A 17,182-nucleotide genomic window follows, 5' to 3' on the forward strand; every position below is an offset into this window, starting at 1 on the left:
CGACAAAGGAGGTCGACCATGAACAACGCCAACGATTCCCACTCGCGCACAACCGAATCGGCTATGCGCAATGCCTACGACACCGTCTATCGACTACGCCAAGAGAGCCTCGACGCCACCAGCTCGAAGGAATACCGCGCCTTGCGGGCCAAAGCCGAACGCGTAGACCGCCGGTGGCGGTCGCGATCGGATCGGTGGAGTGCCGAATGGGCCTTCTTGGACCAAGCCGTCCAAGGATGGGCAGAACGGCCCGCCGAGATGCGACGAACTCGCTACAACACTCTGCGGAAGGTGGTTTCCGGAGCCAGTGCACTCGACGAGGTGCGAGTCGAGGTCGCCAGCCTGCTCCAAGCCGATCGCCTCACCGGCCGCGGACAGCGCTCCCTCAACAACCGCCGAGCCACCGTCGCTGCGCTGGCCTATCTGGTGTCGTATCGAGAGCTTCGCTGCCCCAACGAGAGTCGAGCTACGGTGACGAGCTGGTGGCAGGCCCGGGAATGGCTATTCGCCTGGGCGGCCGAGGCGGCCGACGGTGAGCAGGACACCGAGGCCGAAATCATCGCGGTCGACTACGTCAGCGGCCACGATTACCCCTTGCTGACCGCGGACGGGCTCACCCACGACGAGCTCCGCACCGAGCTGGTCCGTCTAGGCGAGCTGTTCGGCGACATCCACCGCGACGGCCAGCGATTCAGCACCGAGCCCCGCTACGACCACCTCACCGCCGCCTACGTCGAAGCCTTCGCCGCCGCCAACCATCCCGACGCCGGCGAGCACCGGCTCGAATACCGACTGCGCGCCGATGACCTGCGCGACCAAGCCCTCGCCGTCGCAACATATCTGGGCACACCGTCAGCCGATCACCTGGCTGCCCTCGATTGCGAGTACACCCAACGCACCAAACCCCTGCCCAGTCCCTCGTGGAGCTGGCTCGATCGCTGCGTCAAACAGGCCGAACATGCACGGGAAACCCTTTACAGCGAAGCGTTCACCATCCGCTACGGGCTGACCGCAGGCCGCGGACTTCAACTCGGCTGGAGCCCTGTCCAGCGCGAATCGCGGTGGCAGGCCTACGAGATCCATCTGTCCCGTGGCAACGATCTGCAGACGGTGATCGGCTGCTATCGCAGCCTCGGCGATCTGTTGTATGCGGTCCACGAATGGGGCAATGAGCAAGGGCTGCCCCATGAGGTCCGGGTCCATCCCTATGCGCTCGAGCGACTGCGTGCCTGGGACGACTACGTCACCAGTTTCGAATATCGCGTCGCCGCCGGTGCGTTGCTGCGGGAGGCGATCAGAACCGGCAAACCCTACGAATTGCTGCCCGCCGAAACCCTGGCATCACCCTGGGCAATGGAAGAACGCGCCGAGTTCCTGCGCTCATTTCACGAAGACGCAGCGTGAGAACAGAACCAAACACTGTCCGCCCCAATCCCTTCGAAGGAGTCGCCAGACAGCTCGAGGAGGTCCCCGACTTTGGATATCAACGACGATCCGCATCTAGCCGGCGACGAAGCCGCGATGCGCGAAACCTACGACCGCTGCTTTCGACTACGACAAGCCAGCCTCCATGCCACCACGTACGAGCGGTACCACGCCCTCCGCGCCGAAGCCCTCCGTATCGAGCAGGACTGGCTGGCCAGCGCACCCGGGCACCTGTGGGACGAATGGCGAAACCTGCAGCGGATCGTTCAAGACTCCGCCGACCAGCCAGGAGAGGTCCGCGATCGACGTGCTGAATTGCTTTACCGCGCGGCCTTCGGCGACCCCACTCTCGACACGACAGCGCTGAGCCTCAACAGCTACTTCCACGCCGAGCGCCTCACCGAACCCGCCACAAGCCCGCATCGCGTGCACACCAGCGGCCTGGCCTACTTCGCGACCTACCAGCGTTCGGACTCCGACGACCCAGCGTTCGCCCATCTCACCAGCTGCTGGAAGGCCCGCGAGTGGCTCTACCAGCAGTCGGTCAACCACCCCGACGAAGAACGGCTCACCGTCGACATCCGAGCAGTGGACTACGTGAGCGGCGCAGAAACCATGCTCATGACGGGGGCGGGCATCTCCTCGGAGGAGCTACGCGACGAGCTGGACCGGTTAACCGACATCCTCGGCGGAGAACGCGAACTCGACGGCAAACCGTTCGTCGACGAGCTGCACTATGACATCCTCGTCGACGATTACACCGACGCGGTGACCGCCGCCAATCACCCACATGCCAGCGTCCTGCGGTTCGAACACAAACTCCACGCTGACGACGTACGTGACCAAACCCTCGACTTCGCCTTCCATCTCGGCCTCAACGCCAGCGACCGGCTCACCGACGCCGACAACACCGCACTAGTCCGGCACCGAACCACACCAGCGCCGCCGACCAGCTGGCTCGACAACGCGGCTGATTACACCGCGTGGTCCCGAGAAAGATTGCAAGAGAACGCCTTCGGCATCCGCTACCTCGCCAGTAAGGGATCCCGGTGCGAGATCCGATTCCGGTGGACACCACTCGATCCGGAACGTCCCTGGTACGCGGAAGAGTTCCGCTTCACTGAGCAGGACGCCAACACTGGCGTCGTCACATCCATAGGCCGATACCGCAGCCCGGGCGAACTCGCCTTCGCGGTCAAAACCTGGTCCGCGGCACGCTACTCCGACAACGACGCCGCACAACTGCACTACGCCACCCGCCGCGCGTACGACTGGCAGCACCGCCTCGACCGGGCAGACGATAACACCAACACCGCGCAGCGCATTCGCGAATCGGTACGCCATCGCGAGCCCTTCGAAATCTCGAAAAACGAACCGCCGCAAGCGTTCACACGGCCGAGCAACGCTGCCAACGCTGAATCCGAGATGCGAAACCGTGGTCCGCAGCAGGACTGCTCGACAACCGCTGCCAATCGGCGAGCCGCACACACGCGACGGCAACGCGCCAACCGCCAGCCCGGCAGAAATCGACCCGGCCGACGCCGGATGTAGCCAGCACTATGTCAACCGCCCACTGGCCGGCATAAGGAGGTCGATCCCATGACCCAACCCAACACCGGCGCAGACAGCGCCGACGATATCGGCGCCGCAGCGATCCGAACTGTCCGGGCACTCGTAGAAGCCGGGAACCTACGGGCGGCCAAACGGCAAATGCGACAGGCCGCCACCCAGATCGACGACCAAACCTGGGAAATGATCGAGCAAATCGCCAACACTCTGCGCTTCAAAACCCATGAAGACGCGCTGGCGAAGCTGCGGAAACTATGGCTGAGCAACGAACAACACCGACCGCTGATCGAAGCCTGCGTACCCAAAACCGATGACCACCAACATATCCCGGACATCCACCCCGCAAGCCAGACCCAACCCGGCACCGCCTACAAACTGCCGAAACCGGTCAACAGCACCGAAGCCTACGAAGACGCACTCGGCAAGGACGAACGATCCGACCCGGGCAAGGAACGCGACGAAGTCGTCGTCGACCGCCGCGACTACGACCGCGACGCCGCCGCTGACATCCGCTTCGGCCTATGCGTGTCCTGTCGACTCGAACGTGCCGGCATCGATCACCTAACCGACCGCTTCCGCGAAGGCCGCGGCGACGACGGACTATGCCACGATTGTCGCGACGAAAACCGCCCTGGCGTCCCCGAACTCCCAACCGGCCACTCGATCGCTGACGCGGTAGATGCACGGCTCACTTATCTCTCCGAACACCACGCCAGTCCAGGACTCGGTGTATACCGCCAAGAATGGCGCACCGCCCAACCTCGTGAGCGCCAAGCCATCACCGAATGGGTAAAAGCCCAGGGGCACAAGGCAACCCCTACAAGACACGCACAGCCGATCCCACCCGAGATCAACGACTATTGCGACCGTTGCACCGAATACGGCCAACTCCGCTGGGCAGCGAGCGGCCACAAGGTATGTTCCGATTGCGATCCCGGACTTGGCGGCGAACTGACCCCCGCCGGCAGCATCGGACCCTCCGACCGCCGGACAAGCGACGCTCGTAAGGTCACCGGACAGACCCGGCGCGTCAAGGCTCCAGCGAGCGGCGAAACTGCCCGGAGCTCAGTCGATCCTAGGGTGAAACCGGAACAGGTACCGCCGATCGTGGCGAGCGGAGACAATCAAGCACCGAAGCCGGCAGAGAAAACGACCCCGAGGCGTGTCAGCCCAGAGGTGCGACGCCGCGTATTGCGCCGCCAGCCGAAGGTCGCGAGACGGTCCATGGGCCGTTAGCCGCCGTCTTCGCCAACCGAACACGAATATCCTGTGCCAGTTCACATTAGGCTCGGTGCGTTGACCAAAGGTCGGGAAACAGCCCAGCTCGAACCCTCTGCGAATTCGAAATGGAGTTGGCTTGGAGCTCCGCACTGACCCTTGACCTCAGCGGTGGCAAGCTTGGATCAGGCGCGCTCAGCGCCTTCGGGCCACAAAATGACAACGGGGATACCTTTCGTAGACGCCAGGTCAACGACTGTGCCCGTTCCGCCCTTCTCGCTGGGTTGTGAATCCCATACCGCAATCAGCTGGTCGCACGTGCTGACCAGGGCCTCGTTCGCGGCCTCATAGGCTTCCCTGCCCGCGTCCTCGAAGTCCATCACTCGCACGGTGTCTGCGCGGGCCAGGAGGTCGTCGAACTGTGGGGCGTGGTCCGGTTTGACCTTGCGCTCACGGTAATTCCGCGAGGGCAGTACGACTTCAAGGCGTCCGCCGGCGTCGAGTACGGCTTGGGCAAATACGGAGTCAGCTCCCCGCGCGATGCAACTCACTCCGGCCAGCTCGGCCGGATCGCCGACGGTGGCCAATAGCTTCCTGATCTCCTCATAGACCAGAGGCATCGTGGACTCGGTGATGTTCATGTGGCCGGTAACTCCGAGCCGCACCATACAAAATGCTCCTATGCTGTTGCCGCGACGAGAGGCCGCATCCGCTCCCGCAGATCGGCCACCGCGCCGACTCTCAAGTTGCACCAGCACGCTACTGCCAACGATTTACCAGGACCAGGACATCGAACTGCGGTGTCGGTCCCGGTCGGAGGTTGCCGACGCGCTGAGCTCCCCAATGCCGGTAGATCGCATAGGCATTCGTGTTAGCTGGATTGACCATCCACGTCACCCTCGGTTCGCGGCGACCTGCGAGCAGCGCGCGAAAAAGAATGCCGCCGATTCCTTGTCCGTGACGCTTCTTGTCGACCATTAGCTCGCTCAGGGCGAACGTTCTTGTTCCATCCTCAGCGGTGAACTCCTCGTGCGGCGGCTGCCCCGGTGCGAGTACGAGCCTGGTCCACCAGGGGGTGCCAGCAGCCAACGGCCAGCCAAACGCCTGTCCGACAGCCTCGTCGTCGATTGTGCCCAGAATCATCGAAAAGCCAGGGTTCAGGGAATACTTCTCGAAGCGCTGCATGAAGGCTTCGGTGGACTCGAATGGATCTCCGGTCGCGATCGCATCCGCGTACCCGCGGGCGTGTACGTCTGCGATCGTGTCCCGAATTTCTTTGGCCTGTTCTCCGGTGAATCGCTGCAGCACAACATCGTTCGGCACGTCAGCCTCGCTCACACTAGGGACGACAGTCGATCGTATCGTTGCTGAAACTCCAAGTGGTGGGGTTTGGAGGCGGCGGCCCGGACCGGTTCCAGGACGCGAAGCGTTCGACTCGAAGAGATCTTGGCGGTGGCGATGCGTGCCAGGACGTCGTCTGCTTCCTTAACAGCGGTATCGACATCGCCGAGGGCCGCCAGGGAAGTCGCGAACCAGGCTCGATAGGTGGCAGCGTTGCGTTGAGCAGCATGTTCGGCCGCGACCTGTTCGAACAGCTGCGCCGATCTTGTCGAGTCGCCGAGGTGCATGGCTCCGCTCGCCTCGTGGTACCGAACCTCGTTGTGGCACATGAACTTCAGCCAATCGGGGCAACGGTCGATCGGCTCGTGGGCATAGGCACGATCCATCTCGCGCCACGCGGTGGCAATCGCGCGCTCAAACCCCGATCGATCACCAAGGCAGGCGTACGAAAGGGCCTCGCGTGCAGCGATCAGAGCATGGACTCGACCCGCGGGCTGGCGCCGGGTCAGGTCTGCGGCTCGCTGCGTCAACCGGAGCGCGACCTGGGGGTGTGCGCTGCCGCGCCGAGCCAGGATGATGGTCTGGAGGGCGCTATTCAGGCAGGTGTGGGCCGCCAACTCGTCGTCACCGACGAAGTTCGCCAGTGCCATCGCATCCCGGTAGCCGGCGGTGGCTTCGTCTTGGTTGTTCGCATCGTAGAACAGCCACCCTGCGGTGACTGCCATGTTGCCGACCGCAGATGTAAACGTAGAGACGGCCGCACTTTCGATGTCGCAGGTCTCCAGTATCTGCATGGCCATTTTGAGCTCGTCCCGCGCCGCCTTGGCCAGCTCGCCCCCGCCGACTGTCTGTTCGGTCGTGACGTATCCCTCGACTCTGTCCGCTAGGCGCTGGGCATCGAAAAGGCTGACGCGGGCTGGGAGCGGCAGGGTTAGGGCGGTCAGGCCCACGGCGGTTCCCCCGACGAGCAGCTGTCGCCTCTTCATGTCGTCCTCCTCGTCTGGGTAGTCCCAAGCAACGGAGTGCGCGTTCTTTACCTCCCGCGGCCGCGCCTCAGCGACTTCGGCTATCGAACTCGAGGTCAGGCTACCCGGGGAATCCGAGTAGAAGCCCAGAAGTCGAGCAGGAATGCCGAACGATTGCGAGATCTTTGCGATGAGGGTCGCACTGATCAGTTGGCGTTCTCCGCGGATGACGGCGGACACGCGAGACTGTGAAAGGTCGACCAGGGCACCTAGATCGGTTTGTGACAGTCCGGTGTGGTCTCGGATTGCGATAAAGACGGTACGGAAGTCGTGAGCTGCCAGCGCATTTCTGATCGCGGGGGCATCGAAGAAGGCAATCGGCAGCAATTGCTTGAAGCCTGCCACACGCGAACATGTCGCGCAGCGGGGTCCGGCGATGCCCGCCGGAACTGTTGCGCGACAAATATGGCAGGAACGTCCCCCTGCTCCCATGGTCCACCCTTAGTCGGTCGACTTCGCGGTGTCCCAAGCCTAAGCGCAGATTTCGCACCCAGGAAGCGAATCAGTGATCTCAGCCGGCCCCGCTGGGGCTAGCCCCGTTGGGCGTTGGAACCAACCGACCAACTCGCGACGCTAGTAGCGGCACCCCGACGCCGGGCGCTGGCGATTTCCTCATCTCGGATACGCGAAATCGGCTGGCGGAGAGAGGTTCTGCACGGCCGATCCGGCGTCGGAGTGCCCCTATCGAGAGGCACCGACATGGCCGCGATTCTGTGGATCGGTTCAGCTGCCACGGCAGCGGGGTTGATCTTAGCTGCGGCGGTTGTTCTCTGGCCTGAGCGGCCGAGAGGCCCCCGCGTATGGGAAATCCAGCAGAGACTCGACAAAGAGAAGCGGGGCTGGAGATGAGGCCCCTACTGTTCGAGGGCGCCAGCGCTCGGCTGATGTTGCCAGGCGTTCAGGAGCTGATCGACGCCTTCCGCGGTACGCGGGGCGTGCTGCCGGGCGATCACCTGGTCTTACGGTGGGCCGGCGTGCTGGCACACCTGCACCGGGTCCGCCACATCGATGACACCAGAGACCGCGTCGACCGTCGCAGGGCTGAAGTTGTTGCGCTGATCGATGATTGGGTCACCACCCACATCTGCCCAGAAGAAGCTGCCGTGGGCCAATTCGCCGACGAGTTCGCCGAGGCATACGTCAGCGCCGAAATCGGACTCATCTCGCGGGATGCAACCGCAAGCGCAATCCGCGAAGCCTGGGACACCGCCCTTGCGCGCGCCATCGCCTGGGAGCGCCAACGCGCACAGGTAGTCGCCGGGCTCTCCCCGATCCCATGGCCCGTCGAAACATCCCAAACGAAAAAACTCCGATTGGAAGGACGCTCGAAATGATCGATCTCGCAACGGATTCCCAGTTCAGGGCTCTCTGCCACGACGAAGGTTTGGACCCTGTCGCTGCAGCTGGGCGCGTCAAGGACGGAACAATGGTCTTTCTTCGATCGGTAGCGAGCCGACACATGGAGTCGTTCAGTCCGCTGCTCGTCGGTGCCGACACACGCCGCAAAGTCGCTGCGCTCATCGGGTTGGGCCCGCGTGACAACAATCGCCAAGCCATCCTCGACAGCATGTCGGTCATTTTGGCGGCAGGCCCAGACGCCGTCATGGACCTCACCACAAACCCTGAAGGCGTGGCGCTGCGCGCCGAACTGAAGGAAGTCGTGGGCGTTCCGTTGGGTGCATGCCTGACCTACGACCTGTTCGCTGATCCGCGAAAGAAGCTGGGCCGTACAGAATTCCTGGATCGCTTCGAACTCGGCCTGACCCCCGGCGTCGACTTCGTGCTGATCCACGCGGGCATCACCCCAGCCCTGGCGGAGGCCAGCGCGAAGTCCGGCCGAATCATGCCCACCACCTCTCGCGGTGGCGGACTCATCGCCCGCTACATGCGCATGCACCACTGCGAGAACCCACTGATCGAATACTTCGACGGCATCCTCGATATCTGTCGCAGCATGGAGGTCGTACTCGATCTCGGAGACATCTTCCGGCCCGGCGCGACTGCCGATGCGGGCGACGAACTGAAATGGCAGGAGATCGAGTTGCTCTCCCTCCTTCGTGGGGAAGCGCTCCGCGCCGAGGTTCAGGTGCTGTGCGAGGCCGGTGGACATATTCCGCTGCAACGGATCCCGGAGCTGATCCCCAACTACAAACTCGCACTCGGTGGTGCGCCGCTGTGGTTGGCCGGCCCCATGGTGATCGACAACGGCGTCACTCTCGACGACACCGTCAACGTTCTCGGCGTCGCTACCGCAGGCCAGCACGGCGGCGACATGTTTGCCTCGATCACCCACAACGAGCACTACGCCATGCCCACCGCACCCGACACTGCAACATCGGTGCGGATGATCCGGGTAGCGATCACAGCCCTGGACGTGGCACGTGGGTGGGCACCTGAAATCGCAAGGCAGCGGGCGATCAGTGTGGCGCGCCGCGCCAACGACTGGGAGATCCAAACAGGGCACGCTCTCTACCCCGGTCTGGCAGGCAACGTCTTTCTCCAGCACGGCTTGCGCAAGGGAGCACCCTGCACCATCTGCGGGCCGCTGTGCCCCCACATCACCGCGAAGAAGACACTCGAAGAGGTGCCGGTGGCAGCGGTGCAGTCCGGACCGATTCCACTGCCCAACCCCTCTGTTGGCGCTGAGCGCGATCCCGAAATGGATGAGGCGGACACAGCGATGACCAGGGCGGGAGAGTGAGATGGATGTCATTGAGTTGGCTGGACGGCTGACCGCTCGACTGTGCGACGCGGCGAAGCTGGAGCAGGCCGCCACCCAGATCGCGAATGATCTGCTCGCTCTAGGGGAGTGCGTCCCCGCGGACGACTGGCTGATCGTCGGTGGGAGTCTCGCGCGGGGCGAGCCCACATTCATCGACAGCCCTTTGAGCGGCGAGAGTCTACTGATCAGCGACGTCGACTTCCTGTACGTCCACTACGGCGACGAACCCTCCACGCCGATCGCTCAGCTGAGGGCCAGTGGTGAAAAGATGTTCGCCACTGTCGATCTGATGACGCTGTCGCTGACCGACTACCGAGCACTGCAGACATCGCTCGGGTTCGACTTCAAGGACATCGGCCTCTCGGTAACCGACCGCGGGCTGCCTCACCACGACCCGGTAAAGCTCGATGCCCGCGACGCCTACGAGATCTTGCTGTACTACATCCAGGCCTATTTCTGGCTCGGTGTCCACGACCAATGGTGCGCTGGAACCGACACCATCGGTTTCCACCTGCTGGTCAGCCGACTCTGCATGAAGGTTCTGCGTGCCACAGCGATGCTCGACGGAGCCTATGCGGCACACGATTTCGACTGGATGACACCAGAGCTCGCCACCTCGATGCGCTCCGAACTAGCCTGGCGCCGCGACCCCACACAGCCACCAATGGATCCTGGTCGCTTCTGGACGTACGTACACGAGGCGTTCCAGCGGTTCGACCTCGAGTTCGGCCAACCACGTTCGGACGCGGTCAACTACAGCCGATACGCGACTACCAGCAGTGGCCGAGTAGTGGCACGCCACCATCAACACGCTCACGATCTCGCCCGCGCTATGGCAGCAGCATGGGTCCGTACGCTCGAACCGGTGGATCTGGCTACGGTCAAGCACCGCGCCTTGGCACCAGATCACCCGCTGGACGGGCACCGGCAAGCAGCCGACACCCGAGGACTACTTTCGGGGGCACAAGCAGGAAATCTACGACCACCTACTCGCCATGAAAGTGCAGGTCAGATAAGTGAAACTGCTGGTAACCGGGGGTGCGGGTTTCGTCGGCGCCACCGTCACGAGGCTGCTGCTGGACGCCGGGCACGAGGTGATCGTGGTGGACGACCTCTCTCGCAACGACGCCAGCCAGATACCCGCCGGCGCCGACCTCATCGAGTTGCGCGTCCAGGACATCGCGCAGGTTCTCACCCCCGGAGCCGGAATCGATGCCGTGCTGCACTTCGCCGGCCTCATCGCCGCCGGCGAATCGATGGTTCACCCAGAGTGGCACTGGGACAACAACACTCGGGCATCGCTGGCCTTGCTCGACGCGATGCGTGTCGCCGAGGTCGACAAACTCGTGTTCTCCTCCACGGCCGCCGTCTACGGCGAACCCACCGAACTTCCATTGGTGGAAACATCCCCGACCGACCCAGTCAATACCTACGGCGACACCAAGCTCGCAATCGACCGAGCGATCACTACTTTCTGCCGCGCGTTCCCATTCGGCGCTACCTCGTTGCGCTACTTCAACGTTGCGGGCGCACACGACTGCGGCGACGGAAGGATGATCGGCGAGCGCCACGATCCGGAAACACACCTGATTCCGCTCGCTCTCGATGCCGCCCTCGGCCGCCGCGACAAGTTCAGCTTGTTCGGAGACGACTACCCAACCCCCGACGGGACCTGCGTACGCGACTACATCCACATCACCGACCTCGCACGCGCCCACCTGCTCGCCCTCGACGCGATCCAGCCCGGCGAGCACAAGATCTACAACCTCGGCAACGGCATCGGTTTCTCGAATCTGCAAGTGGTCCAAGCAATTCGGGAAGTAACCGGCCTGCCGTTCGAGGTCGAGCACGCTCCGCGGCGACCAGGCGACCCAGCCACGCTGTTCGCCTCGTCCGAACTCGCCCAACGGGAACTCGGATGGACGGCGGAAAAGCCCGACATCGTCGACATCGTCCGCGACGCGTGGCGCTTCCATCAGCTGCAAGACCCAACATAAGCGCGTGGCCGCGTCAACACACACGCTCTTAGATCCCTAACCTGCTGGCCGAACACAGTGGATTCGGCGGTCAACTCGCGGAGGGCCGTCTCGGTCGTGATGCGTCCAGGCGGTCGGAACCGGTCGCGGGTGCATCCACTATCGGTGACGTCTCGGCTTCCGTCCCGATGTGGGCGGTCGCCGGCGTCGCCGTCGAGCGTTTGTGTCACGGTCCGGTTTTGGACTACGACGGGCACCAGGTTGGCTGGGTTCGGGTGTGGTTCCAGCGGTGCCGTGCGACTGTGCGGTGAATCGCACCGCGTGGTCCGCGAGGTGCACTTTTTCTGCTTCTATACGGCGGTGAAGTTCTGCAGCGAAGTCCACGAGGGAGTTGTCTCGGCCTGGATAGTTCGGAATAGGACGCAGCGGCCCCTCGTAGGGGTAATCGGTCAGTGCCCGGAACTGGTGCGGAGTCTCGTGGTGCATGCCCTGAATGTTGTGGCTGATCCAGTTGTCGGCGCGGTCGCGGAGTTCGCCGGCTGGGTCACGGAGTTGGAGGAGTGATTCGCCGTCGTCGGTGTAATTGTTGGTGGCAATGGTCGCGACCAGCACCGTGGTGTCGAGATGGTGGGCGTCGGCGAGGGCAATGGTGTCGAGAAGCGTCTGGTAGCGCCACAGCTTTCGGATGTGGTGGTAGATCACGACGGGTAGGGCGCGGTAGAGCAGCTGTTCGGATCGTTGATCGGCCAGTTCCTTGATGTAGCGGTTGTAGTCGTCGGTCATGCGATCGATGCGGTCGCGTCGGATGGCATCGGGGTAGGCGGTGGCATCTTCGGCCGAGTGAGTTTCTTCGGCATCTGCGTTGTCGTCGAGGTCGAGGATGCCGATGCTGTCTGGGTTTTCGGGTGGGAGGAGTTCCTCGGCCGTGGGGGTGGTGAGGCGGCGTCGGATTTCGGTGGCGTAGTTGGCGAGTTCGCTGTCCATGCCCGGATGCGGCGGAGGTAAGGGCTGGATTGAGGTGGCTGCAGAGGCATCCTCGAGCGCATGGAAGGTGAGGTTGAGGTGTGCGTGAACCTCGGTGGCGTTGAGCTGGGCTGAAATTTTGGCCGCGGCGGAATGGTCGAGGTCGGTGAGGATTTCGACCGGTTCGATGGTGTTGGCGGGTGGTGTGATCGGGAGGTGGTCTCGGATCCATCTGTCGGCGCGGGATCGAAGAAGTGCCGCGGTATCACTGGCGGTGGCGAGGGATTCGCCGAGGTCTTCGCCGTCGTTGGTGGCGACGGCCGCGACGAGTTGTCGGCTGTCGAGGCGGTGGGTGTTGGCGAGATCGATCGTGTCCAAGAGTTTCTGGAATTGCTCGGATTTCGTCGTGGCGTGGAAAAGCGCGACTGGCAGTGCGCGTTCAAGCAGGTAGCGTCCGTGCCCGTCGGCGAGGAGCTGGCGGGCGCGGTGATAGGTGATGCGGATACGGTGGTCAGCGGCTTTCTGTTCCTCGCGCATGACATCGGTGGCGGACAGGTTGTCGTCGTCGCGGGCCAAGACGCGGCCGAAGGCTTCTCGGGGTTTGATCGGTTCGTCGGGTTGTTGGTCGCGGGTCGGGTCGACGAGGGTGTCGGTGGCGACGGCGAGGATATTGAATTGCCAGGCACGGGTGAGTCCGACGTAGGCAAGGGCGCGTCCGAGTGTTTCGTTGAGGAGTAGGTAGGCGCGGCGGACGGTGATGCCTTGGGCGCGGTGGATGGTGCTGGCATAGCCGAGTTCGACGTGTTCGCGGATGTAGTGGGCGGATAGCCGCAGCGAGCCGCGGTGGTTTGTGCCAAGGACGGTGATCGAGTTGTCGGAGTGGATCTTTCGAATGAGCCAGAGGTCGCCGTTGTCGACTTGGGTGCCGTGCCGGATCCCTCCGTGGACGCGCAGCAGGCGGTTGTTGCGGCGGGTGAGCACGATGTCGCCGACGTATCCGGTGTGTCCGTCCGAGAGCAGGATTCGGCCGGCGGCGGGTTTGACTCGGCCGGTGAGAACGTGGGCGGCTTGTGCGCCGGCGTTGAGTGCGCCGACATCGGCGATGGTGGCGGCGAGCATCACCGAATCGACGCCGGCCGTGGTGTCGGTGAGGTATCGGGTGAGGATCGTTTCGCGGAGTTCGTCGCTCATCCCGCTGATGACCCGGCCGTGATTGGCGTAGAAATCCCAGGCGTCGTCGATGTTTCCGGCGCGGACGGCGAGAGTTGCCTCGGCTTCGGCCGGGTCGTGGAACCGTACGACCTGGGTCAGTTCGGGGGCGCGAGCATCGTGAGCAATGGTGCGGAAGATCCCGCCGGATTCGACCGCCGAGAGCTGTTCGGGGTCGCCGATGCAGCGGATGATCGCGCCGTTTTTGTGCGCGATTTCCAGGACGGCGTCGAGTGCGGCGGTGGCTGCCATGGCCGCCTCATCGATCAACAGCATCGACCCGGGGGAGAGGCCGGTGGGTAGGCCGAGCGCGGTTTGGGTGATCAGGGTGTGGATGGTGCGGGCTCGGATCCCGAGATCGTTTCCGAGAACGCGTGCCGCGGAAGCCGAAGGCGCCAGCGGGATTACGGTACGACCCGCGGCCCGCCACGCGGCGGCCACAGCCTTCATCGCGGTTGTCTTTCCGGCGCCGGCTGGACCGACCGCTGCAGCCAGTTTCAGGCCGCATCCGCACAGATGCTCGGCTATCACGCGTTGTCCGGAGTTGAGTGTCAGCCCTTCAGACTTCGTGAGCGAGGCGATCGCTTTGTCGACCAGTTCGGAGGGAATGACGTCGGCAGTGGGGGTTTTGGCGGCGTCCAGGAGCCGAGTCTCGGCGTCCAGGACGGCTTGGGAGGTGTACCGGGTCGCGCCGGTGACGGTGAGCTCGCTTTCCCCGCTACGACGGGCCAGCGAGGCCGGTAGTTCGTCGGGTTCGATGGTGAGCTGGATGCTGCGACGATCCCGGACGACTGCCACGATCTGCTCCACCGCCGCCCGATGGGCGGAATGGGACGGGAAAGCGATGTTGGCGAGACGGTCATCAACTGCGGAATAGATGTTGGATTCGGTCCAGGTGGCGCGCCGGCGGGCGATGGTGTCCACCACGTCATCGACGATGCGTTCCGGTTCCCAAATGGTCCGCTGCTGCGCGGCGGAGGCGTCATCGATGCGTTCGAGCAGGGCCAGATCCGGACCCGAGATGAGAAGGTTCCGCACGGCCTTGCCCGCCCGCGTTGCCGCTGCGGGAGTATCGAAGGTGTAGGTGTCCAGGTGACCGCGAATCCGCAACGCGATCTCGTCCGGAGGTGTTCTGAGCAGGGCAGCCGCGCCACCCAACTCGACTCCGATCGCGATCGCCGAGCTTGTCGAGTCGAACGCAGGCGGGCTGTTCGGGTGAAGGACGTCGCGGATGAACTGCACGGAGGCGCGGCCGTCGTGCAGTAATCGGCGGCTGCGGCCGTCCCACTCGGTGATCATGTCCCGCAACCTTTTCGGCAGCGGTTTGGCGTTGCGAGTCTGCAGGGTCGCTTGGGCTGCGAGCCGGTATTGGGTGATGGTGCCGGGATTACGGCCGTGCGCGGCGCGGTACCCGGCGACGAGTTGTTCGGTGCGGGCGATGATGTCGGGAGTGCGGGAGAACTCTTTGATCATCCGGTCGCTGATACCGACCACTTCGAGGACGGGCTGTTTGCCTCGACCGCGAGAACGTTCTTCGAATCGAGCGCCGAGCTCGCGGCGGATCATGGCGATGATGGTGGCGTTATAGCGCGACGAGCACGCCACCGCGGACGCGAAAAGCGGTCTCGCGTCGAGGGATGTCCACTTGCCGTCCGAACCTAAGACCCGGTTGGACACGACGGGATGGGTGTGGAGATTCATGTCCCCGGAGCGATTGTCGAAATGGGTGAACGCCGCGATCGTGAACCCTTCGGCATCGATCTGCCGGACCCCGTTGTGCCCACGGCGGGTTACCGCGCACCGCGATTCCGCCCACTGCAAAGCATCGAGCACGGCCGCGTTGTGGCAGCGCCAGACAGTGGCACGGACCTCGTCATCGCCCAAACCCCACAGGATCGAGATCGACTTAGGGGGAGTGAACACAAGATCGAACCCGGCAACGGCCCTGCGGGAGTTGGCCCTTTCCGCGGCGAGCGCGGATTCGATCTCGCACTGCACCGGTGGACGGCCGAGCGTGGTGGTGAGATGTGCACGGGCGGCTTCGCAGCGGAGGACGGTGCGTTCATCCCAGCTCGGGCGCCGCTTCTCCTCGCTGGTGAACTGGTCGAGCATGCGGTCGAAGATCGTGTTGATCGGCGACGACTTTGTCGAGAATTCGTAATACGCGGAGCCGAGCTTCGCCGCGTCGATGGCTTGCTTCGCTGTCTTTCCAGCAACGATCTCTCGGGCAATGATCGCATCGGCTTCCGGATGTAAACCCTCACCGAACAACGCAGCCATTTGTGACTCGGTGACTTCACCGGAGACACCTAATAGTGCTGCGCCTTTGCCGAGCCAAATGCCGGGCGGGGTGCCGGTTTCGAGGTAATAGTCGGTGAGATCCCTTGTCCGATCCCGCATGCGATCGCCGCTGGCCACCTGCTGCGTTAGGTACAGGTAGCCCTCGCCGGCATGCAAGGGATGGATGGTCATCATCCAATTAACGATAGCGCGAAAAAGGCTGTCTCCGAAAACATTACCGGCCGGTAGCATCACGATGCAAGAGGTGTGTCCTTTTCGTTGAACAGGACCCATATGGGGAATGGAAACAAACCTGCAGACTCTGATTGCGGGCAGGGACGTGTGAATGGGAATCTGGAATGAACAAGGAATTTGATTGGAATTTAACGAATCCACGTCGCCGACGCGACGGGCGCGGCGACGGATGGAGGAAAGGAGGCGCACATGAGCGCAGAGACAGTGTCAGCGCGGAAGTGGGCACGTGCGGCGATGGCCAGCATGCTCGAGGAACAGACGCGCGGCCAAGGCCAATGAGGCCGACCTGGTGGAGTTCTGCAAACAGCGGGAGCGACTCCGGCGCGCGGCGGCACAACGGGACGCGACTGTCACCGCTGCAACCAGCAGGTTCGACAAGGCCGCCGAGCAGGCGACGCTCACGCAGGCAAACGCGTTGCGGCGCATTGCTGGACGAGGGGTTGGCGAAGCGCACTTGTGCGAGCTGACCGGTATCAAAATCAACGAGTTGCGGCAGCTGCTGCACGCTGCCGAGCCCGGCGGACGCGCCGAGCCACGGCGTCGACGCTCACCCGCTGGAGTCCGCGCCTCCAGTGTCGACGAGGGTGGAGCGGGGAATCAGGAAACGCAAGCCCGGCAGAGCGAAGATGCGCAAGGCGATCCGGGATGCCCAGCATCCGTTCTTGAACGCCCACATCCAATGCCCAGCCAGCCAGAGCGCGAAACCCAGCCCGAGCCAGCGGAGTTGGCCCGGAAGAACCGTCTCGGAGTGCTGGGCAATTTGCATCAGCGAGAAGATGGTGAGGATGAAACCGGTAATGCGGGCGAGCGTCGGGAACGCCCACCATCCGATGAGTAGCAGGAGCGCAACGGTGGCTAAGACTGCGATCATGATGGGTGAACCTCCGATTCGCACGGGAAGAGCGGAGCGGGGCAGGTGTTCCAAGTGGAACCCCCGTAGGTAGCTGGAACGCTCAGGCGTGAGGCTGGAGCGGCCATTGAGGTGAGCAGCAACTCGTTGTGCTGGCACAGTGCGTGCCCGGCCTCGCGGTCAAGGCTGTTGTCGAGTGCGATCGTGAGCTCGCGGACATGCGCACGCAGCCAACGGTTCTCGGCTGCCAGATGCAGGCACGCGGTTGTCGTGAACATGTAGGGCGACAGCATCGGACTCACCTCCTCGAGGTGCGCGGAAATTGGGAAGCCCTGCCGGCGTCGACCGG

General features: G+C 63.6%; 12 protein-coding genes. 6 read left to right on the forward strand and 6 right to left on the reverse strand.

Annotated features, from left to right (window positions below; translation table 11 throughout):
* Positions 1 to 18 precede the first annotated feature (18 nt).
* The 3 genes from ON39_RS43845 (at position 19) to ON39_RS43855 (ending at position 4,230) form a co-directional block, all read left to right on the forward strand.
* Complete coding sequence (locus ON39_RS43845) at positions 19 to 1,404, forward strand: hypothetical protein (RefSeq protein WP_040743096.1); 1,386 nt, start codon at positions 19 to 21, stop codon at positions 1,402 to 1,404.
* Positions 1,405 to 1,476: 72 nt separating this feature from the next.
* Positions 1,477 to 2,976 carry a hypothetical protein gene (locus ON39_RS43850; RefSeq protein WP_040743098.1) on the forward strand — a complete coding sequence of 500 codons (1,500 nt, stop codon included), beginning with the start codon at positions 1,477 to 1,479 and terminating at the stop codon, positions 2,974 to 2,976.
* A 48-nt stretch (positions 2,977 to 3,024) separates the two neighbouring features.
* Complete coding sequence (locus ON39_RS43855; RefSeq protein ID WP_040743100.1) at positions 3,025 to 4,230, forward strand: hypothetical protein; 1,206 nt, start codon at positions 3,025 to 3,027, stop codon at positions 4,228 to 4,230.
* Between the two features lie 167 nt (positions 4,231 to 4,397).
* Here ON39_RS43855 and ON39_RS43860 read toward each other — a convergent pair whose 3' ends face one another.
* From ON39_RS43860 to ON39_RS43870, 3 genes are all read right to left on the reverse strand, one after another.
* Entirely contained in the window at positions 4,398 to 4,853 is a 456-nt protein-coding gene (locus tag ON39_RS43860; RefSeq protein ID WP_051187919.1) for a hypothetical protein, read from the reverse strand.
* A 118-nt stretch (positions 4,854 to 4,971) separates the two neighbouring features.
* Positions 4,972 to 5,550 carry a GNAT family N-acetyltransferase gene (locus ON39_RS43865; protein ID WP_051187910.1) on the reverse strand — a complete coding sequence of 193 codons (579 nt, stop codon included), beginning with the start codon at positions 5,548 to 5,550 and terminating at the stop codon, positions 4,972 to 4,974.
* On the reverse strand, positions 5,547 to 6,923 hold the full coding sequence (locus ON39_RS43870; protein ID WP_040743104.1) for a helix-turn-helix domain-containing protein: 1,377 nt from the start codon (positions 6,921 to 6,923) through the stop codon (positions 5,547 to 5,549). The genes ON39_RS43865 and ON39_RS43870 overlap by 4 nt, the downstream gene beginning before the upstream one ends.
* 500 nt (positions 6,924 to 7,423) lie before the next feature.
* Between ON39_RS43870 and ON39_RS49495 the strand changes: the two genes are divergently transcribed.
* From ON39_RS49495 to galE, 3 genes are all read left to right on the forward strand, one after another.
* Positions 7,424 to 7,912 (forward strand): hypothetical protein, encoded by a 489-nt coding sequence (locus tag ON39_RS49495; RefSeq protein ID WP_051187911.1) that lies wholly within the window; start codon positions 7,424 to 7,426, stop codon positions 7,910 to 7,912.
* Positions 7,909 to 9,279 carry a phosphomethylpyrimidine synthase ThiC gene (locus tag ON39_RS46635; RefSeq protein ID WP_157195655.1) on the forward strand — a complete coding sequence of 457 codons (1,371 nt, stop codon included), beginning with the start codon at positions 7,909 to 7,911 and terminating at the stop codon, positions 9,277 to 9,279. The genes ON39_RS49495 and ON39_RS46635 overlap by 4 nt, the downstream gene beginning before the upstream one ends.
* 1,037 nt (positions 9,280 to 10,316) lie before the next feature.
* Positions 10,317 to 11,297, forward strand: coding sequence for a UDP-glucose 4-epimerase GalE (gene galE / locus ON39_RS43890; protein ID WP_040743115.1), 981 nt, complete (start codon positions 10,317 to 10,319; stop codon positions 11,295 to 11,297).
* 138 nt (positions 11,298 to 11,435) lie between these two features.
* On the opposite strand, the gene mobF is transcribed toward galE, so the two are convergent.
* From mobF to ON39_RS49500, 3 genes are all read right to left on the reverse strand, one after another.
* The gene (gene mobF / locus ON39_RS43895) at positions 11,436 to 15,980 is read right to left on the reverse strand and encodes a MobF family relaxase (protein WP_255219351.1); all 4,545 of its coding nucleotides are present in this window, start codon (positions 15,978 to 15,980) and stop codon (positions 11,436 to 11,438) included.
* Between the two features lie 550 nt (positions 15,981 to 16,530).
* Positions 16,531 to 16,854: a hypothetical protein gene (locus ON39_RS46640; protein ID WP_051187913.1), complete on the reverse strand. Its 324-nt coding sequence runs from the start codon at positions 16,852 to 16,854 to the stop codon at positions 16,531 to 16,533.
* On the reverse strand, positions 16,851 to 17,126 hold the full coding sequence (locus ON39_RS49500; RefSeq protein ID WP_146251432.1) for a hypothetical protein: 276 nt from the start codon (positions 17,124 to 17,126) through the stop codon (positions 16,851 to 16,853). Before ON39_RS49500 ends, ON39_RS46640 begins: the two co-directional genes overlap by 4 nt.
* Positions 17,127 to 17,182 lie beyond the last annotated feature (56 nt).

The organism is Nocardia tenerifensis NBRC 101015, assembly GCF_000308715.1.
Taxonomy (GTDB): Bacteria; Actinomycetota; Actinomycetes; order Mycobacteriales; family Mycobacteriaceae; genus Nocardia; species Nocardia tenerifensis.